Source organism: Sutcliffiella cohnii, from assembly GCF_002250055.1.
GTDB classification, from domain to species: Bacteria; Bacillota; Bacilli; order Bacillales; family Bacillaceae_I; genus Sutcliffiella; species Sutcliffiella cohnii.
Window position 1 is genome coordinate 1,764,765 of sequence record NZ_CP018866.1, and the last position, 14,557, is coordinate 1,779,321.

At 36.7% G+C, this 14,557-nt stretch carries 15 protein-coding genes; 11 read left to right on the forward strand and 4 right to left on the reverse strand.

Annotated features, from left to right (window positions below; translation table 11 throughout):
• Positions 1-3: 3 nt before the first annotated feature.
• Both BC6307_RS08695 and BC6307_RS08700 read left to right on the forward strand, forming a co-directional pair.
• Entirely contained in the window at positions 4-1,782 is a 1,779-nt protein-coding gene (locus tag BC6307_RS08695; protein WP_066411777.1) for a vWA domain-containing protein, read from the forward strand.
• Positions 1,766-4,528, forward strand: coding sequence for a VWA domain-containing protein (locus BC6307_RS08700; protein ID WP_066411775.1), 2,763 nt, complete (start codon positions 1,766-1,768; stop codon positions 4,526-4,528). Before BC6307_RS08695 ends, BC6307_RS08700 begins: the two co-directional genes overlap by 17 nt.
• 36 nt (positions 4,529-4,564) lie before the next feature.
• Here the strand turns inward: BC6307_RS08700 and BC6307_RS08705 are convergent, their stop codons facing one another.
• Positions 4,565-5,215, reverse strand: a complete 651-nt coding sequence (locus BC6307_RS08705; RefSeq protein WP_066411772.1) for a YczE/YyaS/YitT family protein — start codon at positions 5,213-5,215, stop codon at positions 4,565-4,567.
• A gap of 306 nt (positions 5,216-5,521) precedes the next feature.
• Between BC6307_RS08705 and BC6307_RS08710 the strand changes: the two genes are divergently transcribed.
• From BC6307_RS08710 to BC6307_RS08725, 4 genes are all read left to right on the forward strand, one after another.
• Positions 5,522-5,887, forward strand: coding sequence for a DUF6508 domain-containing protein (locus tag BC6307_RS08710; RefSeq protein ID WP_066411769.1), 366 nt, complete (start codon positions 5,522-5,524; stop codon positions 5,885-5,887).
• A gap of 160 nt (positions 5,888-6,047) precedes the next feature.
• Complete coding sequence (locus BC6307_RS08715) at positions 6,048-7,433, forward strand: class II fumarate hydratase (RefSeq protein ID WP_066411766.1); 1,386 nt, start codon at positions 6,048-6,050, stop codon at positions 7,431-7,433.
• A 20-nt stretch (positions 7,434-7,453) separates the two neighbouring features.
• Positions 7,454-8,470 (forward strand): DoxX family membrane protein, encoded by a 1,017-nt coding sequence (locus tag BC6307_RS08720; protein ID WP_066411763.1) that lies wholly within the window; start codon positions 7,454-7,456, stop codon positions 8,468-8,470.
• Between the two features lie 66 nt (positions 8,471-8,536).
• On the forward strand, positions 8,537-8,899 hold the full coding sequence (locus BC6307_RS08725; protein WP_066411762.1) for a group I truncated hemoglobin: 363 nt from the start codon (positions 8,537-8,539) through the stop codon (positions 8,897-8,899).
• A 73-nt stretch (positions 8,900-8,972) separates the two neighbouring features.
• Here the strand turns inward: BC6307_RS08725 and BC6307_RS08730 are convergent, their stop codons facing one another.
• Both BC6307_RS08730 and BC6307_RS08735 read right to left on the reverse strand, forming a co-directional pair.
• Positions 8,973-9,476, reverse strand: a complete 504-nt coding sequence (locus BC6307_RS08730) for a GNAT family N-acetyltransferase (RefSeq protein WP_066411759.1) — start codon at positions 9,474-9,476, stop codon at positions 8,973-8,975.
• 11 nt (positions 9,477-9,487) lie between these two features.
• A complete protein-coding gene (locus tag BC6307_RS08735) occupies positions 9,488-10,486 on the reverse strand; it encodes a glutathione S-transferase family protein (RefSeq protein WP_094366103.1) in 999 nt (332 codons plus the stop codon).
• Between the two features lie 251 nt (positions 10,487-10,737).
• Between BC6307_RS08735 and BC6307_RS08740 the strand changes: the two genes are divergently transcribed.
• From BC6307_RS08740 to BC6307_RS08755, 4 genes are all read left to right on the forward strand, one after another.
• Positions 10,738-11,370 (forward strand): FMN-dependent NADH-azoreductase, encoded by a 633-nt coding sequence (locus tag BC6307_RS08740; protein ID WP_066411755.1) that lies wholly within the window; start codon positions 10,738-10,740, stop codon positions 11,368-11,370.
• Positions 11,371-11,566: 196 nt separating this feature from the next.
• Positions 11,567-12,286: a 3-ketoacyl-ACP reductase gene (locus tag BC6307_RS08745; RefSeq protein WP_066411752.1), complete on the forward strand. Its 720-nt coding sequence runs from the start codon at positions 11,567-11,569 to the stop codon at positions 12,284-12,286.
• A gap of 160 nt (positions 12,287-12,446) precedes the next feature.
• On the forward strand, positions 12,447-12,773 hold the full coding sequence (gene ytxJ / locus BC6307_RS08750; protein WP_066411749.1) for a bacillithiol system redox-active protein YtxJ: 327 nt from the start codon (positions 12,447-12,449) through the stop codon (positions 12,771-12,773).
• Positions 12,770-13,006 carry a glutaredoxin family protein gene (locus BC6307_RS08755; protein ID WP_066411746.1) on the forward strand — a complete coding sequence of 79 codons (237 nt, stop codon included), beginning with the start codon at positions 12,770-12,772 and terminating at the stop codon, positions 13,004-13,006. Before ytxJ ends, BC6307_RS08755 begins: the two co-directional genes overlap by 4 nt.
• 42 nt (positions 13,007-13,048) lie before the next feature.
• Here BC6307_RS08755 and BC6307_RS08760 read toward each other — a convergent pair whose 3' ends face one another.
• The gene (locus tag BC6307_RS08760) at positions 13,049-13,579 is read right to left on the reverse strand and encodes a helix-turn-helix domain-containing protein (RefSeq protein WP_066411740.1); all 531 of its coding nucleotides are present in this window, start codon (positions 13,577-13,579) and stop codon (positions 13,049-13,051) included.
• 237 nt (positions 13,580-13,816) lie between these two features.
• On the opposite strand from BC6307_RS08760, the gene BC6307_RS08765 reads away from it, so the two are divergent.
• The gene (locus BC6307_RS08765; RefSeq protein ID WP_066411738.1) at positions 13,817-14,554 is read left to right on the forward strand and encodes a GTP cyclohydrolase II; all 738 of its coding nucleotides are present in this window, start codon (positions 13,817-13,819) and stop codon (positions 14,552-14,554) included.
• The last annotated feature ends 3 nt before the right edge of the window (positions 14,555-14,557 follow it).

A 14,557-nucleotide genomic window follows, 5' to 3' on the forward strand; every position in this document is an offset into this window, starting at 1 on the left:
TTAATGGGATTTTTGCATCCACTATACTTTTTATTTACTATATTTTTACTGTTTGTCATTATGATGTATTTTTTTCGCAAACAATACGAAACAAAAACGATACCTTCCGTCTTATTGTGGAAAGAGTGGATGTATGAATATGAAGCTCAAGCTTGGTGGAAAAAGCTTCAACATCATCTTCTTATGTATTTGCAATTATTCATATTACTCCTACTCATTTTTGCTCTAATGAAGCCTTTTTATGAAACAAAAGGTTTAGAAGGAGAGCATATCGTCTTTATTTTTGATACTTCAGCTTCAATGGGCACTTTAGAGGTTGAAGGGAAAACGAGATTAGAATTAAGTAAGGAACAAGCTATACTGCTTATTAGTCAAGTGGACAACCAGAATATTACCGTGCTTGAGGCAAAAAGTACTCCAACTCTTTTTAATGAAGCCGGTAATACAAGAAGAGATTGGTTAAATACAGTGGAAAGTCTACAACTTAGTTACGCCCAGTCGAATATTACTGATTCAATCGTTCTTGCACAAGGGCTGATTGGGGAATCGACAGGACAAATTTATGTATTTACAGATCAATATGATAAAAGAGATGAATTACCGACAATAAACGAAGGCATCTCTCTCCATGTTCAAAATGTTGGAAGTGCTAAGGAAAATGTTGCTGTACATACATTTGGTGTTGCAAAGCGTCATGATGAAATAATTGGGATTACGACGATTTATAATGAATCACTAAAAGCAAAAGAAGTGGAGCTTATTATTTATGGCGATGGAGAAAAGATTAATGAACAAACAATCGATGTGGATGCTCAGTCTACAGTGACCGTTTCATTACAGGATCTTACCCCAGCCTTTTACTATGAAGCTGTTATTACAGGTGATGAAGCTTACAAGCTCGACAATAATCAATTTACCTTTTTAATAGAGGAACAACCTTCGGACGTATATCTACATAGTGGAATTCATCCGTTTGTTACGAAAGCCGTTGAAATTGGCGGTGCAAATACGATCCACGTATCTGGTTCTTCAAATGGTGAAAATGCAGGGGTACATTTCGTGAAAGGTCTCGATCAAGAGGAATGGCCGGTCGGTCCGAAAGTTGTATTCGGACATAAGGGAGCTAAAAATCCGATTGAAGGAGAATATCGTTTAGATGCCCAGCATAGGTTACTGCATTTAGTAGATATGCAAAATGTTTATATTGAAAATGCTTATGATAAGAAGATGGAAGGGTTAGAAACGATTGTAGATGCGGAAGGTGTACCGCTCATTCAAGCTGGTACGTATGAAGGATATCCAATCGTCGTGCTAGGTTTTGATATAGAAGACTCCGATTGGCCATTACACCCTAGTTTTCCATTGTTTTTTTATAACACGTTACAATTTTTATTAGAGAAGAGCAGTTTAATAGGTTATTTTATTCCAGGTGAAATAATGAATTATGATGTTTCTCCACTAGTAGAAAACCTAGAGTTAGTAAATGGGGATCATATTATAAAGATTGAAGGTTTGGACGAGCCGATTGAACTACCTGTCGAACCAGGTTTGTATACGATTCGCGAAACATATGAAGATAAAGTAGAGGAAAAATATCTTTATATATTGTTAGAAGACAGTGAGAAAACAATCACTCCGGCAACTAGCTTTTCTATTGGTGCTGACAATGTAGAGCGAGAAGAGGGGTTAATTGTAAAGGATGTTAGTTTTATCTTTTTACTGTTAGCACTTTTCGTATTATTAATAGAATGGGAGGTTTATCGCCGTGCTATTTCAAGTTGAGAAACCTCTCATGTTGCTGCTGCTATTGCCAAGTATAGTAAGTTTAGTTTTCTTTTTAAAGATAAAGATGAAAAAAGGTGTGAAAGAATATACGATACTAACTTTACGAACTTTCGTATATTTACTTCTAATTTTAGCGCTTAGTGTGCCGCAACTATTGTATCCTGTTCAAGGACTTCATACTATCTTTATCGTCGATCAATCCGAAAGTGTGAAACGAGTAGAAAATGAAATGCTTAAAGCAGTTAACACTGCAGTTGCTAGTAAAGGGAAAGAGGATGCAGTAGCAGTTGCTACGCTTGCAAATAAAACGACTCTAGAACGAGCGTTTTCGACAGAGCCGGGAAAATTATCTTCGGTTTCCAAAAATGATGAAACGTATTTTACAAATTTAGAAGAAGGTCTTACGTTCGCCTCTCAATATATTCCTCCTGATGCGAAAGGGAGAGTAGTACTTTTAACAGATGGGGTAGAAACAAGCGGTAATGTATTGAGCCAGGCAGAAATATTAGCCGCGAAAAACGTTGAAGTGGATGTCATTCCGTTTCAACCCGCACATGTGAAGGACGTATTAATTAGTAATTTTACTACTCCGAAAAGTGGTTTTGTCGGGGAAACGATTCCTTTAACGATAGCGGTAGAGTCGAACGTCGATAGTGAAGGAGAATTAATTGTTACGCAAAACAATGAAACGGTTATTCGAGAAAGAGTAGCAATAGCAGAAGGAAGAAATTATTTTGCGTACCAAGTTCCTCTTCAACAAACAGGTATGTATACGTTTAAAGCAGAAATAATCGCAGAATCGGATGAAGTCGTTGAAAACAATCTCTCTTATGCGATTACAAATGTTAGTGGAGAACCACGAGTTCTTGTCGTTCATAACGATGGAAACGGTCAAAATATATATGATTCGTTACAAACAAGTGGCTGGAACGTTGATCAAGTGTCATCGGAGCTTTTACCGACTAGTCTAGCTGGGTTTCTCCAATATGACAGTATTTTATTTCATAATGTTTCAGCGCATCATTTAAGTGAAAGTCAAATGAACATGATGGAAACTGCCGTAAGAGATTTCGGAGTCGGTTTTGTCATGACTGGAGGAAATGAATCGTTTGGGTTAGGTGGATATTTTAAAACTCCTATTGAACGGATCCTTCCGGTAGATATGGATGTAAAAGGAAAGAAAGAAATCCCTTCATTAGGGCTAGTCATTGTGTTAGACCGTTCTGGGAGTATGATGGGTGAAAAGTTTGACCTAGCAAAAGAAGCTGCTGCACGTTCTGTGGAATTGTTACGAGAAGAGGATACGTTCGGTTTTATTGCTTTTGACACAGAGCCTTGGATTGTCGTTGAAACAGAACCGATTGAAAATAAAGCAGAAGTAATGGAAACAATTCGGTCTACGCCACTCGGGGGTGGAACAGAAATTTACACAGCATTACAACTAGGATATGAACAGCTTGTAGACCTCCCGTTAAAGAGAAAGCATATAATCCTTTTAACGGATGGTGTCTCCCCACATGGTGATTATGAATCACTAATTGAAGAAGGGTTAGAAAATAATGTTACTTTATCTACTGTGGCGATTGGCGGAGACGCAGACCGTAGCTTGTTAGAAGAGTTAGCGGAGTATGGAACTGGTCGATATTACGATGTAATAGATGCAAGTTCCGTGCCGAGTATTCTTTCTAGGGAAACAGCCTTAACAACAAAAACGTATATTGAGGATAACCCGCATTATCCATCTATCGTAGGCGGCTACGATTGGAGTAGACATTTTACAGAAGGAGTCCCTTCGTTAAATGCGTATATTGCGACTACGATTAAGCAACGAGCGGAAGAGCTTGTAATTAGTGAAAAGGATGATCCGGTTTTAGCCCGAATGAATTACGGAATTGGAAGAACGGTAGCGTGGACTTCAGACGTTACAGGTGCATGGAGTGGAGATTGGCCAGCTTGGACAGGTTGGAGTAGTTTGTGGAATGAAATTGTTACATGGTCGCTACCATCTTTTGAAAGTGGACAATATGATGTTCATCAATCGATAACAGATGGAAAAGCAACTGTAAACATTGAAGCGTTAGAGGACCCATTTATGCCACTGCAAGTTGTAGTTTCAAGCAATGATGGAGAAGTAGTCGAGGCTATCACAAAGCAAACCGGCCCTGGACAATACGAGGTTACTTTTCCAGCGCTTCCAAATATGTACTTTTTAACAGTTTCGCAAGGTGATAACGATGTGCCGATAAACACCTACTCCACAGGGATTGTCGTACCATATTCAACAGAGTTCGAGCAAAAGCCGATGAATGCACTATTAATGGAGCAACTAACGACTATGACAGGTGGAAAAGTGTTAGAGGAACCAGTAGAAGCATTTCGTGATTGGAATGGAAATGTTTATCGAACACAAACGGTTATAACACCGTTTATCGTTTTAGCGTTTTTATTGTTTTTCCTTGAAGTTGCGATAAGAAGATTCGGTTTTACTCCACTTCATAAACTTGGCCTATTGTTCCGTCGAAAATCAAAACCGGAGGCAAAACGAAGTAGAGTTCCAAAGAAAACGAACCCTAAATCGCAAAAACAGGAAAAAGCGCAGGCTCCAATCATTGAGGGGAGTAGGGACGAGACGTTAGACTGGAAAGAGAAGAAGAAAGTTGTTACGGAAAAGAGTGAAGTTTCCAATGACAATCAAGCAGAAAGAATGGCAAGATTACTAAAAGCGAAAAATCGAAGAAAGTGAGTAAAAAAGGGATCAGAGACTAGCCTCTGACCCCTTTTATTTTGCAATCGTAGATTCTGTTGGTTGCCGTTTGCCGCTTCTTTCTTCTAATTTTTCAATGAATGCTTTACATTTTAAATAAAAAAATTGAAAAATTGGACTTTGAATAAACGTAAATAAAAACGTGAAAATAAATACAGGTGCACCTAAAATAAGGCCAAGTACTAGCACGCTACTTTCAGTGACAATCCGTACCCTACTTATTCGGAAGCCGGTTTTGTCGGAGATGGAAAGCATAAAGCCGTCACGGGGGCCAGAGCCAACTCCTGCAGCATTATAAACACCACCACCGAAGCCCATAATGACAATGCCGATTAATAATATCGGTACATCGATCCAAGTATGTGTTGCACTAGGTAAAATATCGCTCCATAAAAAGAAATCTACAAATGCTCCGACTAAAAACGCATTTAGAAACGTACCTAATCGAATGTAACTTTTGTTTAAAAACCATGAAACGATGATTAAAAGCATGCCGCACATAATATTCCAAAACCCAATGGATATTCCGAATTTTTCATAGAGTCCTATATTTAAAACATCCCATGGATGAACACCTAAATGCTGCACATTAATCGTAACAGAGATTCCTAAACTAAAAATAACAACGCCAACGAGAAAAAATGGCCAGCGTATTGCACCGTTCATATACATCCTTCTTTCGTATGTCTAAATATTCTTTCATTTACCATATCATGATATTTGAATTATTTCTATGCTTTTTACGAATCAATTCTATATGTACTTTTAATACAGTTCTTTTCGGAGAATAAAAATACATTACTTTCTTCCTATGTAAGGGAAGGGATTTTGAGGGATTTGTCGAATCAATGAAGTAAGTTACTGATTGATGTGTGAACTAAACTCTAGTTCTATAATAATACGATTTGTTTACCTTTTAACATGTTGATAGATATATGGTATTTCTTTTCTAGTTATAGGAAATGAGGGAGTATGGTGAAATACGAAAAGCTGATTAACTACATTTCATATTTTGACAATGATTTAGTTGAGTGTTGTAGTTGGACTTCCACTAGTAAGGGTCAGTTTGCATACCCAGATTATGAAGAAGTATTTTTGAATTTTATTGATGAATGTAATAGTACCGATTTAATCGTGCATGATTATTTTGAAGTGTTGAAAGAAATAGACCGGGAAGATTACGAGAAAAAAATTGCGGAAGCTGATTTACATGTTTTAAAGGCGGTACTTACTCATTATATAAGAGCGGAACGATTTTCAGAAGGAAGTTGGGATTACGCTTTTAAACGGGGGATATTTTTAAAAATATTATATCGATTAAAAGAATTGAACGCGTAATTTATATAAGAGTCTTTTTAGAGGGATCAACAATATTTTTGTTGGTCTTTTTTTGGTGGATAAATATTGAAGTGATTTTAAGGTTCTCTATCAGGTTTAAATTAGCATAGTTGGTAACACTATTCGTAACGATTATTACATGTAAGTAAGGAGAGTCTTAATGTCATCTTCTAAAACGTTTCGTATAGAGAGAGACACGTTGGGAGAAGTGCGAATTCCTAGCGATGCATATTACGGTGCACAAACGCAACGTGCTGTAGAGAACTATCAAATAAGTGGAAGAAGTTTGCCTCGCTCCTTCATAAGAGCACAAGGAATTATTAAAGCATCTGCGGCCAAGGCAAACATGGAAAATGGGCTTCTTCAACCTTCTTATGCGAAAGCAATAATAAAGGCTGCAGAAGAAGTAGTTGATGGAACATTGGATGACCATTTTGTTGTCGATGTGTATCAAGCAGGAGCAGGAACTTCACAAAACATGAATGCTAATGAGGTAATTGCTAATCGAGCAACAGAGATTTTAGGTGAAACCCTAGAAGGCAATCGTATTCATCCAAACGACCACGTTAACATGTCCCAATCAACAAATGATACGTTTCATGCAGCAATACATATCGCTGGTGCTGAGAATATAGTCCATCGTCTTCTCCCGGCTGTTCAACAATTACATAATGAATTAAAACGAAAATCAATAGAGCTTATGCCAGTTATGAAGTCAGGCAGGACGCATTTACATGATGCCCTTCCGATTCGGTTAGGGCAGGAGTTTTCAGGCTATGCCGAAACAGTTCATGAAATATACCACCAGCTAGAAAAAGCAACGGATTATTTGTATGAGATTGGTTTAGGTGGTACGGCAATTGGGACGAGAAATAATATTCACCCACAATATAGTGAAAAAGTGATAAAGGAGGTTAGTCGTTTCACAAACCTTCCATTTCGTGAGCCTGTAGACATGTTTTCGTTTATGCAAAATACGAATGCACCGATTCGAGTGATGCTTGTACTAAAAGAATTCGCCATGCATTTAATAAAAATAACAAGTGATTTACGGTTATTATCGAGTGGTCCGAGAACCGGATTTGCTGAAATTACGCTCCCATCTGTTCAACCTGGTTCCACGATAATGCCAGGTAAAGTCAATCCAGCCGTTTTAGAGATGGTACATATGGTTTGTTGCCAAGTTATTGGGGGAGAAGCGTCCGTTACAACTGCAGGTATGGCTGGGCAATTAGAAATTAATGTGATGATGCCGTTAATTGCTCATACGTTTTTAGATGCAATTGAATTGCTTTCCAATGCACTTCCAACGTTAGTGACAAAATGCATTAGTGGTATTGAGGCTGAAGAGGAAAATTGTAAACAATGGATGAATGCGAGCCTCGGCTTAGTTACAGGTATTAGTTCCATTGTTGGATACGACAGAGCTTCAAAGATTGGGATGGAAGCGGATGAGAGGAAAATATCCATTCAACAAGTGTTAGAGGAGCAAGGATTGTTAACTCCTGAAATTGAAAAAGCGCTCGATCCAAAAGGGATGGTTTGAAGGGGAGGGAAGGCATAAATATGAACAAAATAATAAACGCAAGAACGGTGCCAACATTTATTATTTTCTTTATTGTAATAGTTTCACCAAGCTTAGTTAGTGCCCACGTAAAGTGGTTTACGGAAGTTGCACCAGAAAAAGAAATGATAGAAAATATCCTCTCGCCGTTATTTATGACGCTATCTTTACTAATCGCCTTGTTTCTTGCTGTGTTAACGCAATTATCAGAGCCGTTAGTGGAGCGAATTCCTTTCCTGAAAAAATTAGATGTCTCGCTTGATCGATTTCGTAAATATTCTCGATACTTATTAAAATACGGTACAGCTCTAGCTCTAATTATACAGGCTGTTTCAGGAACCATTTTTGCTCCTGAGTTTCCAATACAAAACGGTTTCGTAACGATCCTATTATGGATAACGATCGCTTTTTTAGTAATACCACATCATTATTCAACAAAAGCTGGGTCGATCATTTTACTAGGCTTGTTCATCTATCAATTGCAAATTGCTGGCTTGTTTCATATGTTGGATTACGGTTTTTACGTTGCCATCATAGGAGTTTTGTTAGTTGGTAAAACAAAATTGGAAAATTGGGGCTTTCCTTTTCTGTACTTAGGAACAGGGCTATCATTATGTTGGGTAGCGGTGGAAAAATGGGTATTTCCTATTATGAGTATCGACATTATCCAAAACCATCAAGTTCCGACTTTTGGATTTCCACCAGCAACCTTTGTTGTGTTAGCAGCCTTTATTGAATTTGTTGTAGGATATTTATTAGTAGTAGGCATATTAAATAGAGTTTTGGCTTTCGTGTTAACGTTAATTTTTATTTCTACTACGATGTTATTTGGAATCACTGAAATTATCGGTCATTTTATGATTCACATTGTATTAATTATATTTATCATCGAAGGGGTATCATTCTATGACCCACCAATAAAAATCCATAAAAGTTTGCTGAATCAAATGATTTTTGTGTTTCTTAACTTTTTATTTGTCCTCGCGACGTTTTTATTAATTTACTACCGATTTGCATGAATAGGAATAATCTGTCATTCGGTGCGGATAATAAAATCTGTAAACATAAGAAGAGGTGAAAATAAAATGGAGCCTACGCTTTATGAGAAAATTGGTGGCGAGGAAGCAATTGAAACCGTTGTTGATTATTTTTACAATGAACTTGTATTAAAAGATGAAACGGTAAAGCATTTTTTTGATGAAACGGATATGGAAAAGCAACGTCGTCAACAAACAAAATTTATTAGTTTTGCATTAGGAGGACCAAATCAATATACTGGGAAATCTATGGAGAAGGCACACGAAGGAATGGACATTCAGGAAAGACATTTTGAGGCTATTGTAAAACATTTACACGCTGCACTTGCTCAATTCCAAGTTCCTGTGGATGATATCGAAAAGGCATTAAATAAAGTAGGAACATTAAAGGATAGTATAGTAAATAAATAAAGGGACAGAAGTTAAACTGTCCCTTTTATTGTTCCTCAGGCTTTCCTTCTAAAGGAAAGATAATGATATTTTCCTAAAAATCGTACCGAAACGCTTTTACGATTATTCCGTCATTTGCTGGCTCGAAATCGTGTTCGGGAATTCTTTTAAAACCGCATTGTTCGTATAAATTAATGGCACCTTTCATGAATTCTCCAGTATGTAACCCGATAGAAGAATAACCTTTTGCCTTTACCCGATTCATACATTCCTTCACTAATGCGAGAGCGACTCCTTTTCCTCGCACAGTAGGGGAAACGGCAAGCATTCGTATTTCAGAATGATCTAATACATCACCGAAACCTTCATATGCTTTTATTTTTGGTGGAAATAAGACAACACTACCTACAACATTTCCTTCGAGTTCCGCAACGATAATCTCGACTCCATCTTGTAAGTCAGTTTCAGATAATATAGACTGCTTTAACGCCTTCCAATGGTCCGCAGGCAGCAAATTCTCGTATTCCGAGTAAGCTTCCACACGTTGATTTCTTATGTCTTTTATTTCACTTACTAAAGCATCTCTTACATTCAACATGATGCTGCCTCCTAATTTTGAATAAGAAATTTTTCTTTTTTACCACTAAGCCGCTCACGATGATGAGGCTCATTCCAACAGGAAAGGTCTGGCCCTTTCGGGAGTATTTTCACGTCCTCTTTATCTACAAAAATAGTGATGGATACATGATAATGCTTCTTTATTGAATCAAAATCAGTCGTGTCTCCAAAGCCGGCTGTTTGATACAAGTCACGTGCATATCCCCAAAGGTTAGGGAATTCTCTAATTAGTGTTCTATTCGTATTGAAAGCAGTGTAATAAGCAGCGTCAAATCTAACTAATGTGGAGTATAGACGGACGTCGGAGTCTGTAATATAATTACCGAACAGAAAGCGGCGATTCGAGAGACGATCCTCCAATTCATCTAATCTAGCAAATAATCGGTCGTACGACTCTTCATATGCTTCTTGCGATAAGGCAAAACCGCATTTATACACACCGTTATTTATGTCATGAAAGATTACATCGTTAAGTTCATCAATGTCGTTTCGTAGCTCTTCTGGATATAGGTTTGGTGCATTTTCTTTATGAAACGGTTTCCACGCAGTTTCTAAGTAATTAGTAAGTTTAAAATAATCGTTATTAGCAACGGTGTTTGTTTTTAAATCGACCATTACTGGTACTGTCGGTCTACCGCTATATTCCGGTTCTGTTTTTTTGTAAATTTCACTCATATAGCGAATTTGTAATACTGGATCAACTTCTTTTTCGTCAAGCGAAAACTCCCAATCTACTTGAGGAATTTTCGGTCGTAACGGACTTGCAGTACCTAAACTAATTACTTGATCAAGTCCAAGGATGTTTCGAACGATAACAGTTCGGTGTGCCCAAGGGCACGCAGGGGTCCATAATAAACGATATCGATTTGCTTCAACCGGTAAGTTACCAGGGTTATTACCAAACGGGGTAGTAAACTTATTTTTTTGTCTTTTAAATGATCCGTTTTCTGAAATTTCGCCAGCTTTAGGCTTTACTTTATGTTCACTCAAGATTAAACCGTCCTCTCCTATAAGATACTTATAAAAAGTAAGTACATTTCTATTTTATTCCTATTTATATTATTCAGTCAATTATTTAAAATTTAATTAAAAATAATTATTTGACAATAATATTTAATCAGAAATTTGGTTTTTTTGTTTATTATCTATTGTGGAGTTTTTTTGTTTGACGTAATTTAAGTTATTCTGATATATTATGAATTAAAGATTTTTTAATTCAACATATAGGAGGTTCATATAAAATGAACGTATTAGTAGTAAAAGCAAATAACCGTCCAGCTTCTGAAGCTGTATCAAGTAAGATGTATGAAACATTTATCGAGAATGTTAAAGGTGCGAACGTTACGACGTTTGATGTTTTTGCAGAAGATATGCCGTATTTCGGACAAGATCTATTTAACGCTTTCGGTAAATTACAATCTGGGGAGGAAATGACAGATGTTGAGAAACGTATTTTAGCAGCGAAGCAAAAGGCAAAAGATGCGCTTTCTGCAGCTGACGTAGTTGTTTTCGCATTCCCATTATGGAACTTAACAATTCCTGCAACTCTTCAAACATTTATTGATTATGTTTATGAAGCTGGTTACTCATTCAAATACGATGAAAATGGTCAGTTAGTTAACTTAATGACAGACAAAAAAGTAATCATCTTAAGTGCTCGTGGTGGAGTTTACTCAACACCAGAAATGGCACCATTAGAAATGTCTGCAAACTATATTAAAAATGTTGTTGGTGGCGTATTCGGAATGGAAATTATGGAAGAAGTAATTATCGAAGGACATAATGCAATGCCAGACAAAGCAGAAGAAATCATCGAAGAAGGTTTACGCAAAGTAGCGGATGTTGCTTCTAATCTAGCATTACAAACAGTGTAATAAGTAATAGGAGGAAAAGCACTTTTTTAATGGTGCTTTTCTTTTGTTTTTATGAAATCTAACAAAGACAACTAAGCATGTCGAATAGTTATCACTCGGAGTCATATTTTTTGACACCTCTTTTCAGCATCCCGTATGATAATAACCTAGATTACATATACTGAATTTTATTGAATTTAGAAAGGAGCTTTTTATTATGGGACAATCATTACAAGGTAAAACTGCACTTGTCACTGGTGCGGGAAAAGGTATTGGAAAAGCGACAGCTATTGCTCTAGCGAAGGAAGGTGTAAATGTTGCTTTATTAGCCCGTACGGAGGAAGATTTAAAGGTAGTTGCATCTGAAATCGAAACTTATGGGGTAAAAGTGGCGTATGCTACTGCGGATGTTTCTTCATTAGAACAAGTTGAAGATGCTGTTAAATCTGTGACTGACAAATTAGGTTTCTTTGACATATTAATTAACAATGCAGGTATCGGAAAGTTTGGTGGGTTCTTAGAACTATCACCAGAAGAATGGAAAAGCATGATCGATATTAATTTAATGGGAGTCTACTACGTAACGAGAGCAGTGCTTCCGCAATTAATAGAAAAAAGTGGTGGAGATATTATTAATATTTCTTCAACTGCTGGGCAAAAAGGGGCGCCTGTAACGAGTGCGTATAGTGCTTCTAAATTTGGTTTACTAGGTTTAACAGAGTCACTTGCTCTAGAAGTGCGCAAGCATAATATTCGAGTTACTGCTCTTACGCCAAGTACGGTAGCAACGGAATTAGCATTTAAAGAAAACTTAACGGATGGTAATCCTGAAAAAGTAATGCAACCAGAAGATTTAGCAGAATATATTGTGGCACAACTTAAGTTGCATCCACGTATTTTCATTAAATCAGCAGGGTTATGGTCGACAAACCCATAAGGTATAGGGTCAGTTAGCTGGCCTTTTTATTATGCAAAAAACGTAATAGTATTTAGTAAGTTCGAAACAAAACAAAAAAATAGTATTATTATGTAGGTTTATGGTAAAGTATACGCGAAGATATAATCTCGAAGAATAAAATTATAGGATGGTGTTTAAAATGGCTTTAACACAATTAACAAGTGTTGAACAATTAAACGAATTTGTAGCACAACCAGGTAAGAAATTACTTTTCAAGCATAGTACTACTTGCCCAATTAGTGCCAAAGCTCACGAAGAGTTTCAAGCTTATGTTACCGAGTTTGATCCATCAGCAGCTATCGTACACGTAATCGAAGATCGTCCTGTTTCAAACCAAGTTGCGGAAAGCTTTGAAATTAAGCATGAATCACCACAAATTTTCTTAATAGAAGATGGAAAAGTTGTTTGGAACACTTCTCATTGGAAAATTACGAAAGATTCCATTAAGGAGGCATTCGGTGCATGAGTAAACAAGTTATCGTTTATTCTACCGAAGGCTGTGTAGAATGTACTTTCGTAAAAAAAATGTTAGAAGAGGAAGGCGTACAGTTTGAAGTACGTGATGTAATGTCAAGCGCTGAGTATCAAAAGGAAGTAGAAAAATTTGGCTTTATGGGTGTTCCTGTTACTGTAGTGGGAGATAAAGCAGTTAAAGGACTAAATGAAGAATTGCAGGAACTTATTCGTACATTAAAATAAAAAACAAGGTGGCTCAACGATTTTTCGTTTGAAGCCACCTTTTTAGTTTGTTGAATAAACAGCAATTAAAACAACAGCAGGATCTTCCCCGATGTTTTTCACGATATGAGGTACACTAGCGTTCCAGCTGAAGGAATCTCCCTCGTTCAAAATAATTGATTCTTCCCCTTGTTCAGCAAGAATTGTCCCTTTTAAAACGACGTGACATTCTTCGCCTTGATGAGCATGGGGCTCTACTCCAGATGATGCACCTGGTTCAAGCTCAACGTGCATGATCCGCAATCCTCCTCGTGAGGAAACAGTCTCAACTTTCATTTTTCCTTGTTGGGAAATCGTTAACGTTCTTTCGTCTTGTCTAACAACTTGGATACGATCTTCTTTTTTTAATAATAAATACGTTAATGGTACATTTAAAAAATTTGCAACCGTTTCTAACGTGCTTATGGACGGAGACGTATTGTTGTTTTCCATATTACTAATAAAGCCTTTGGACAAGCCTGTTCCACAGCTCATTTCAGCAATCGTTATTTTCTTTCTTTTTCTTATGGAACGAATGGTTGAACCGATATCCATAAAGACACCTCGTTTTCTCTAATATGAAACATATATTCATATTAGCAAATTTATTGTTGACGAGCAACGCCCATTTTGTTACTCTATAATTAACTTTTTTTCATATTTAGAAACCTATTGGAAATTTTGCTATATACTATAATCATCACAAAAATTAACAAAAAACTCAAAGCCTATTATTATCATTCTGAGGAATTTTAATATATACTTCCTATAGTTATTAAAGGAGAGATGATAATGAACGATAATATACTGAAATTATTGGATGAAAAAATTGAAATTATACATGAACATGAAAAACCAAACATGGCTGTAGTTGGACCAGTAAAACTTCCTGTTCAGTTAGACGAACAAGAAGTGCTGTTTAATTGGTACACTTGGCTCAATTTAGATGGACTGCCTAGTGAAAAAAATAGTTTACTAGCTTCATTGCCAAAAGCAGATTTAGCATCATCACAGCAATCTTCCGTTTTAGTGTACGGAGACTTTGCTCATGCAGACAACGCGCTTATTCGATTTCATAGCATTTGTCATACTGGAGATATTTTCGGTAGTAAAAAATGTGATTGTGGCTATCAATTGCGACAATCGATGAAAATGATTGTAGAAAATGGCAGTGGGGCTATATTTTACATCGCTAATCACGAAGGGCGAGGAATAGGTCTATTCTCTAAATCGTTAGCTTATATTCTTCAACAAGAAGGTTTCGATACAGTGGAAGCGAATGAGCAGTTAGGATTTAAAGATGATTCCCGTTCTTACGAAGAAGCAATCCGTGTATTAAAATCGTTAAGAAATAAACCTGTTAGTTTGATCACAAATAATCCGAACAAATTAGCTTCTTTAAGAAACTATGATATAGATATAACGTCCCACATTTCGTTATGGGGAGATGTGTCCGTATATAATGAGCGTTATTTACAAACAAAAGTAGAAAAATCAGGACATATACAAAAATTAAAAGTCCCAATGTGAGAA

Coding starts and splice junctions, on each gene's coding strand:
- BC6307_RS08710 (WP_066411769.1), top strand. CDS start 5,522: ATGGTGAAATACGAAAAGCTGATTAACTACATTTCATATTTTGACAAT.
- BC6307_RS08715 (WP_066411766.1), top strand. CDS start 6,048: ATGTCATCTTCTAAAACGTTTCGTATAGAGAGAGACACGTTGGGAGAA.
- BC6307_RS08720 (WP_066411763.1), top strand. CDS start 7,454: ATGAACAAAATAATAAACGCAAGAACGGTGCCAACATTTATTATTTTC.
- BC6307_RS08740 (WP_066411755.1), top strand. CDS start 10,738: ATGAACGTATTAGTAGTAAAAGCAAATAACCGTCCAGCTTCTGAAGCT.
- BC6307_RS08745 (WP_066411752.1), top strand. CDS start 11,567: ATGGGACAATCATTACAAGGTAAAACTGCACTTGTCACTGGTGCGGGA.
- BC6307_RS08765 (WP_066411738.1), top strand. CDS start 13,817: ATGAACGATAATATACTGAAATTATTGGATGAAAAAATTGAAATTATA.
- BC6307_RS08730 (WP_066411759.1), bottom strand. CDS start 9,476: ATGTTGAATGTAAGAGATGCTTTAGTAAGTGAAATAAAAGACATAAGA.
- BC6307_RS08725 (WP_066411762.1), top strand. CDS start 8,537: ATGGAGCCTACGCTTTATGAGAAAATTGGTGGCGAGGAAGCAATTGAA.
- BC6307_RS08760 (WP_066411740.1), bottom strand. CDS start 13,579: ATGGATATCGGTTCAACCATTCGTTCCATAAGAAAAAGAAAGAAAATA.
- ytxJ (WP_066411749.1), top strand. CDS start 12,447: ATGGCTTTAACACAATTAACAAGTGTTGAACAATTAAACGAATTTGTA.
- BC6307_RS08705 (WP_066411772.1), bottom strand. CDS start 5,215: ATGAACGGTGCAATACGCTGGCCATTTTTTCTCGTTGGCGTTGTTATT.
- BC6307_RS08695 (WP_066411777.1), top strand. CDS start 4: ATGGGATTTTTGCATCCACTATACTTTTTATTTACTATATTTTTACTG.
- BC6307_RS08755 (WP_066411746.1), top strand. CDS start 12,770: ATGAGTAAACAAGTTATCGTTTATTCTACCGAAGGCTGTGTAGAATGT.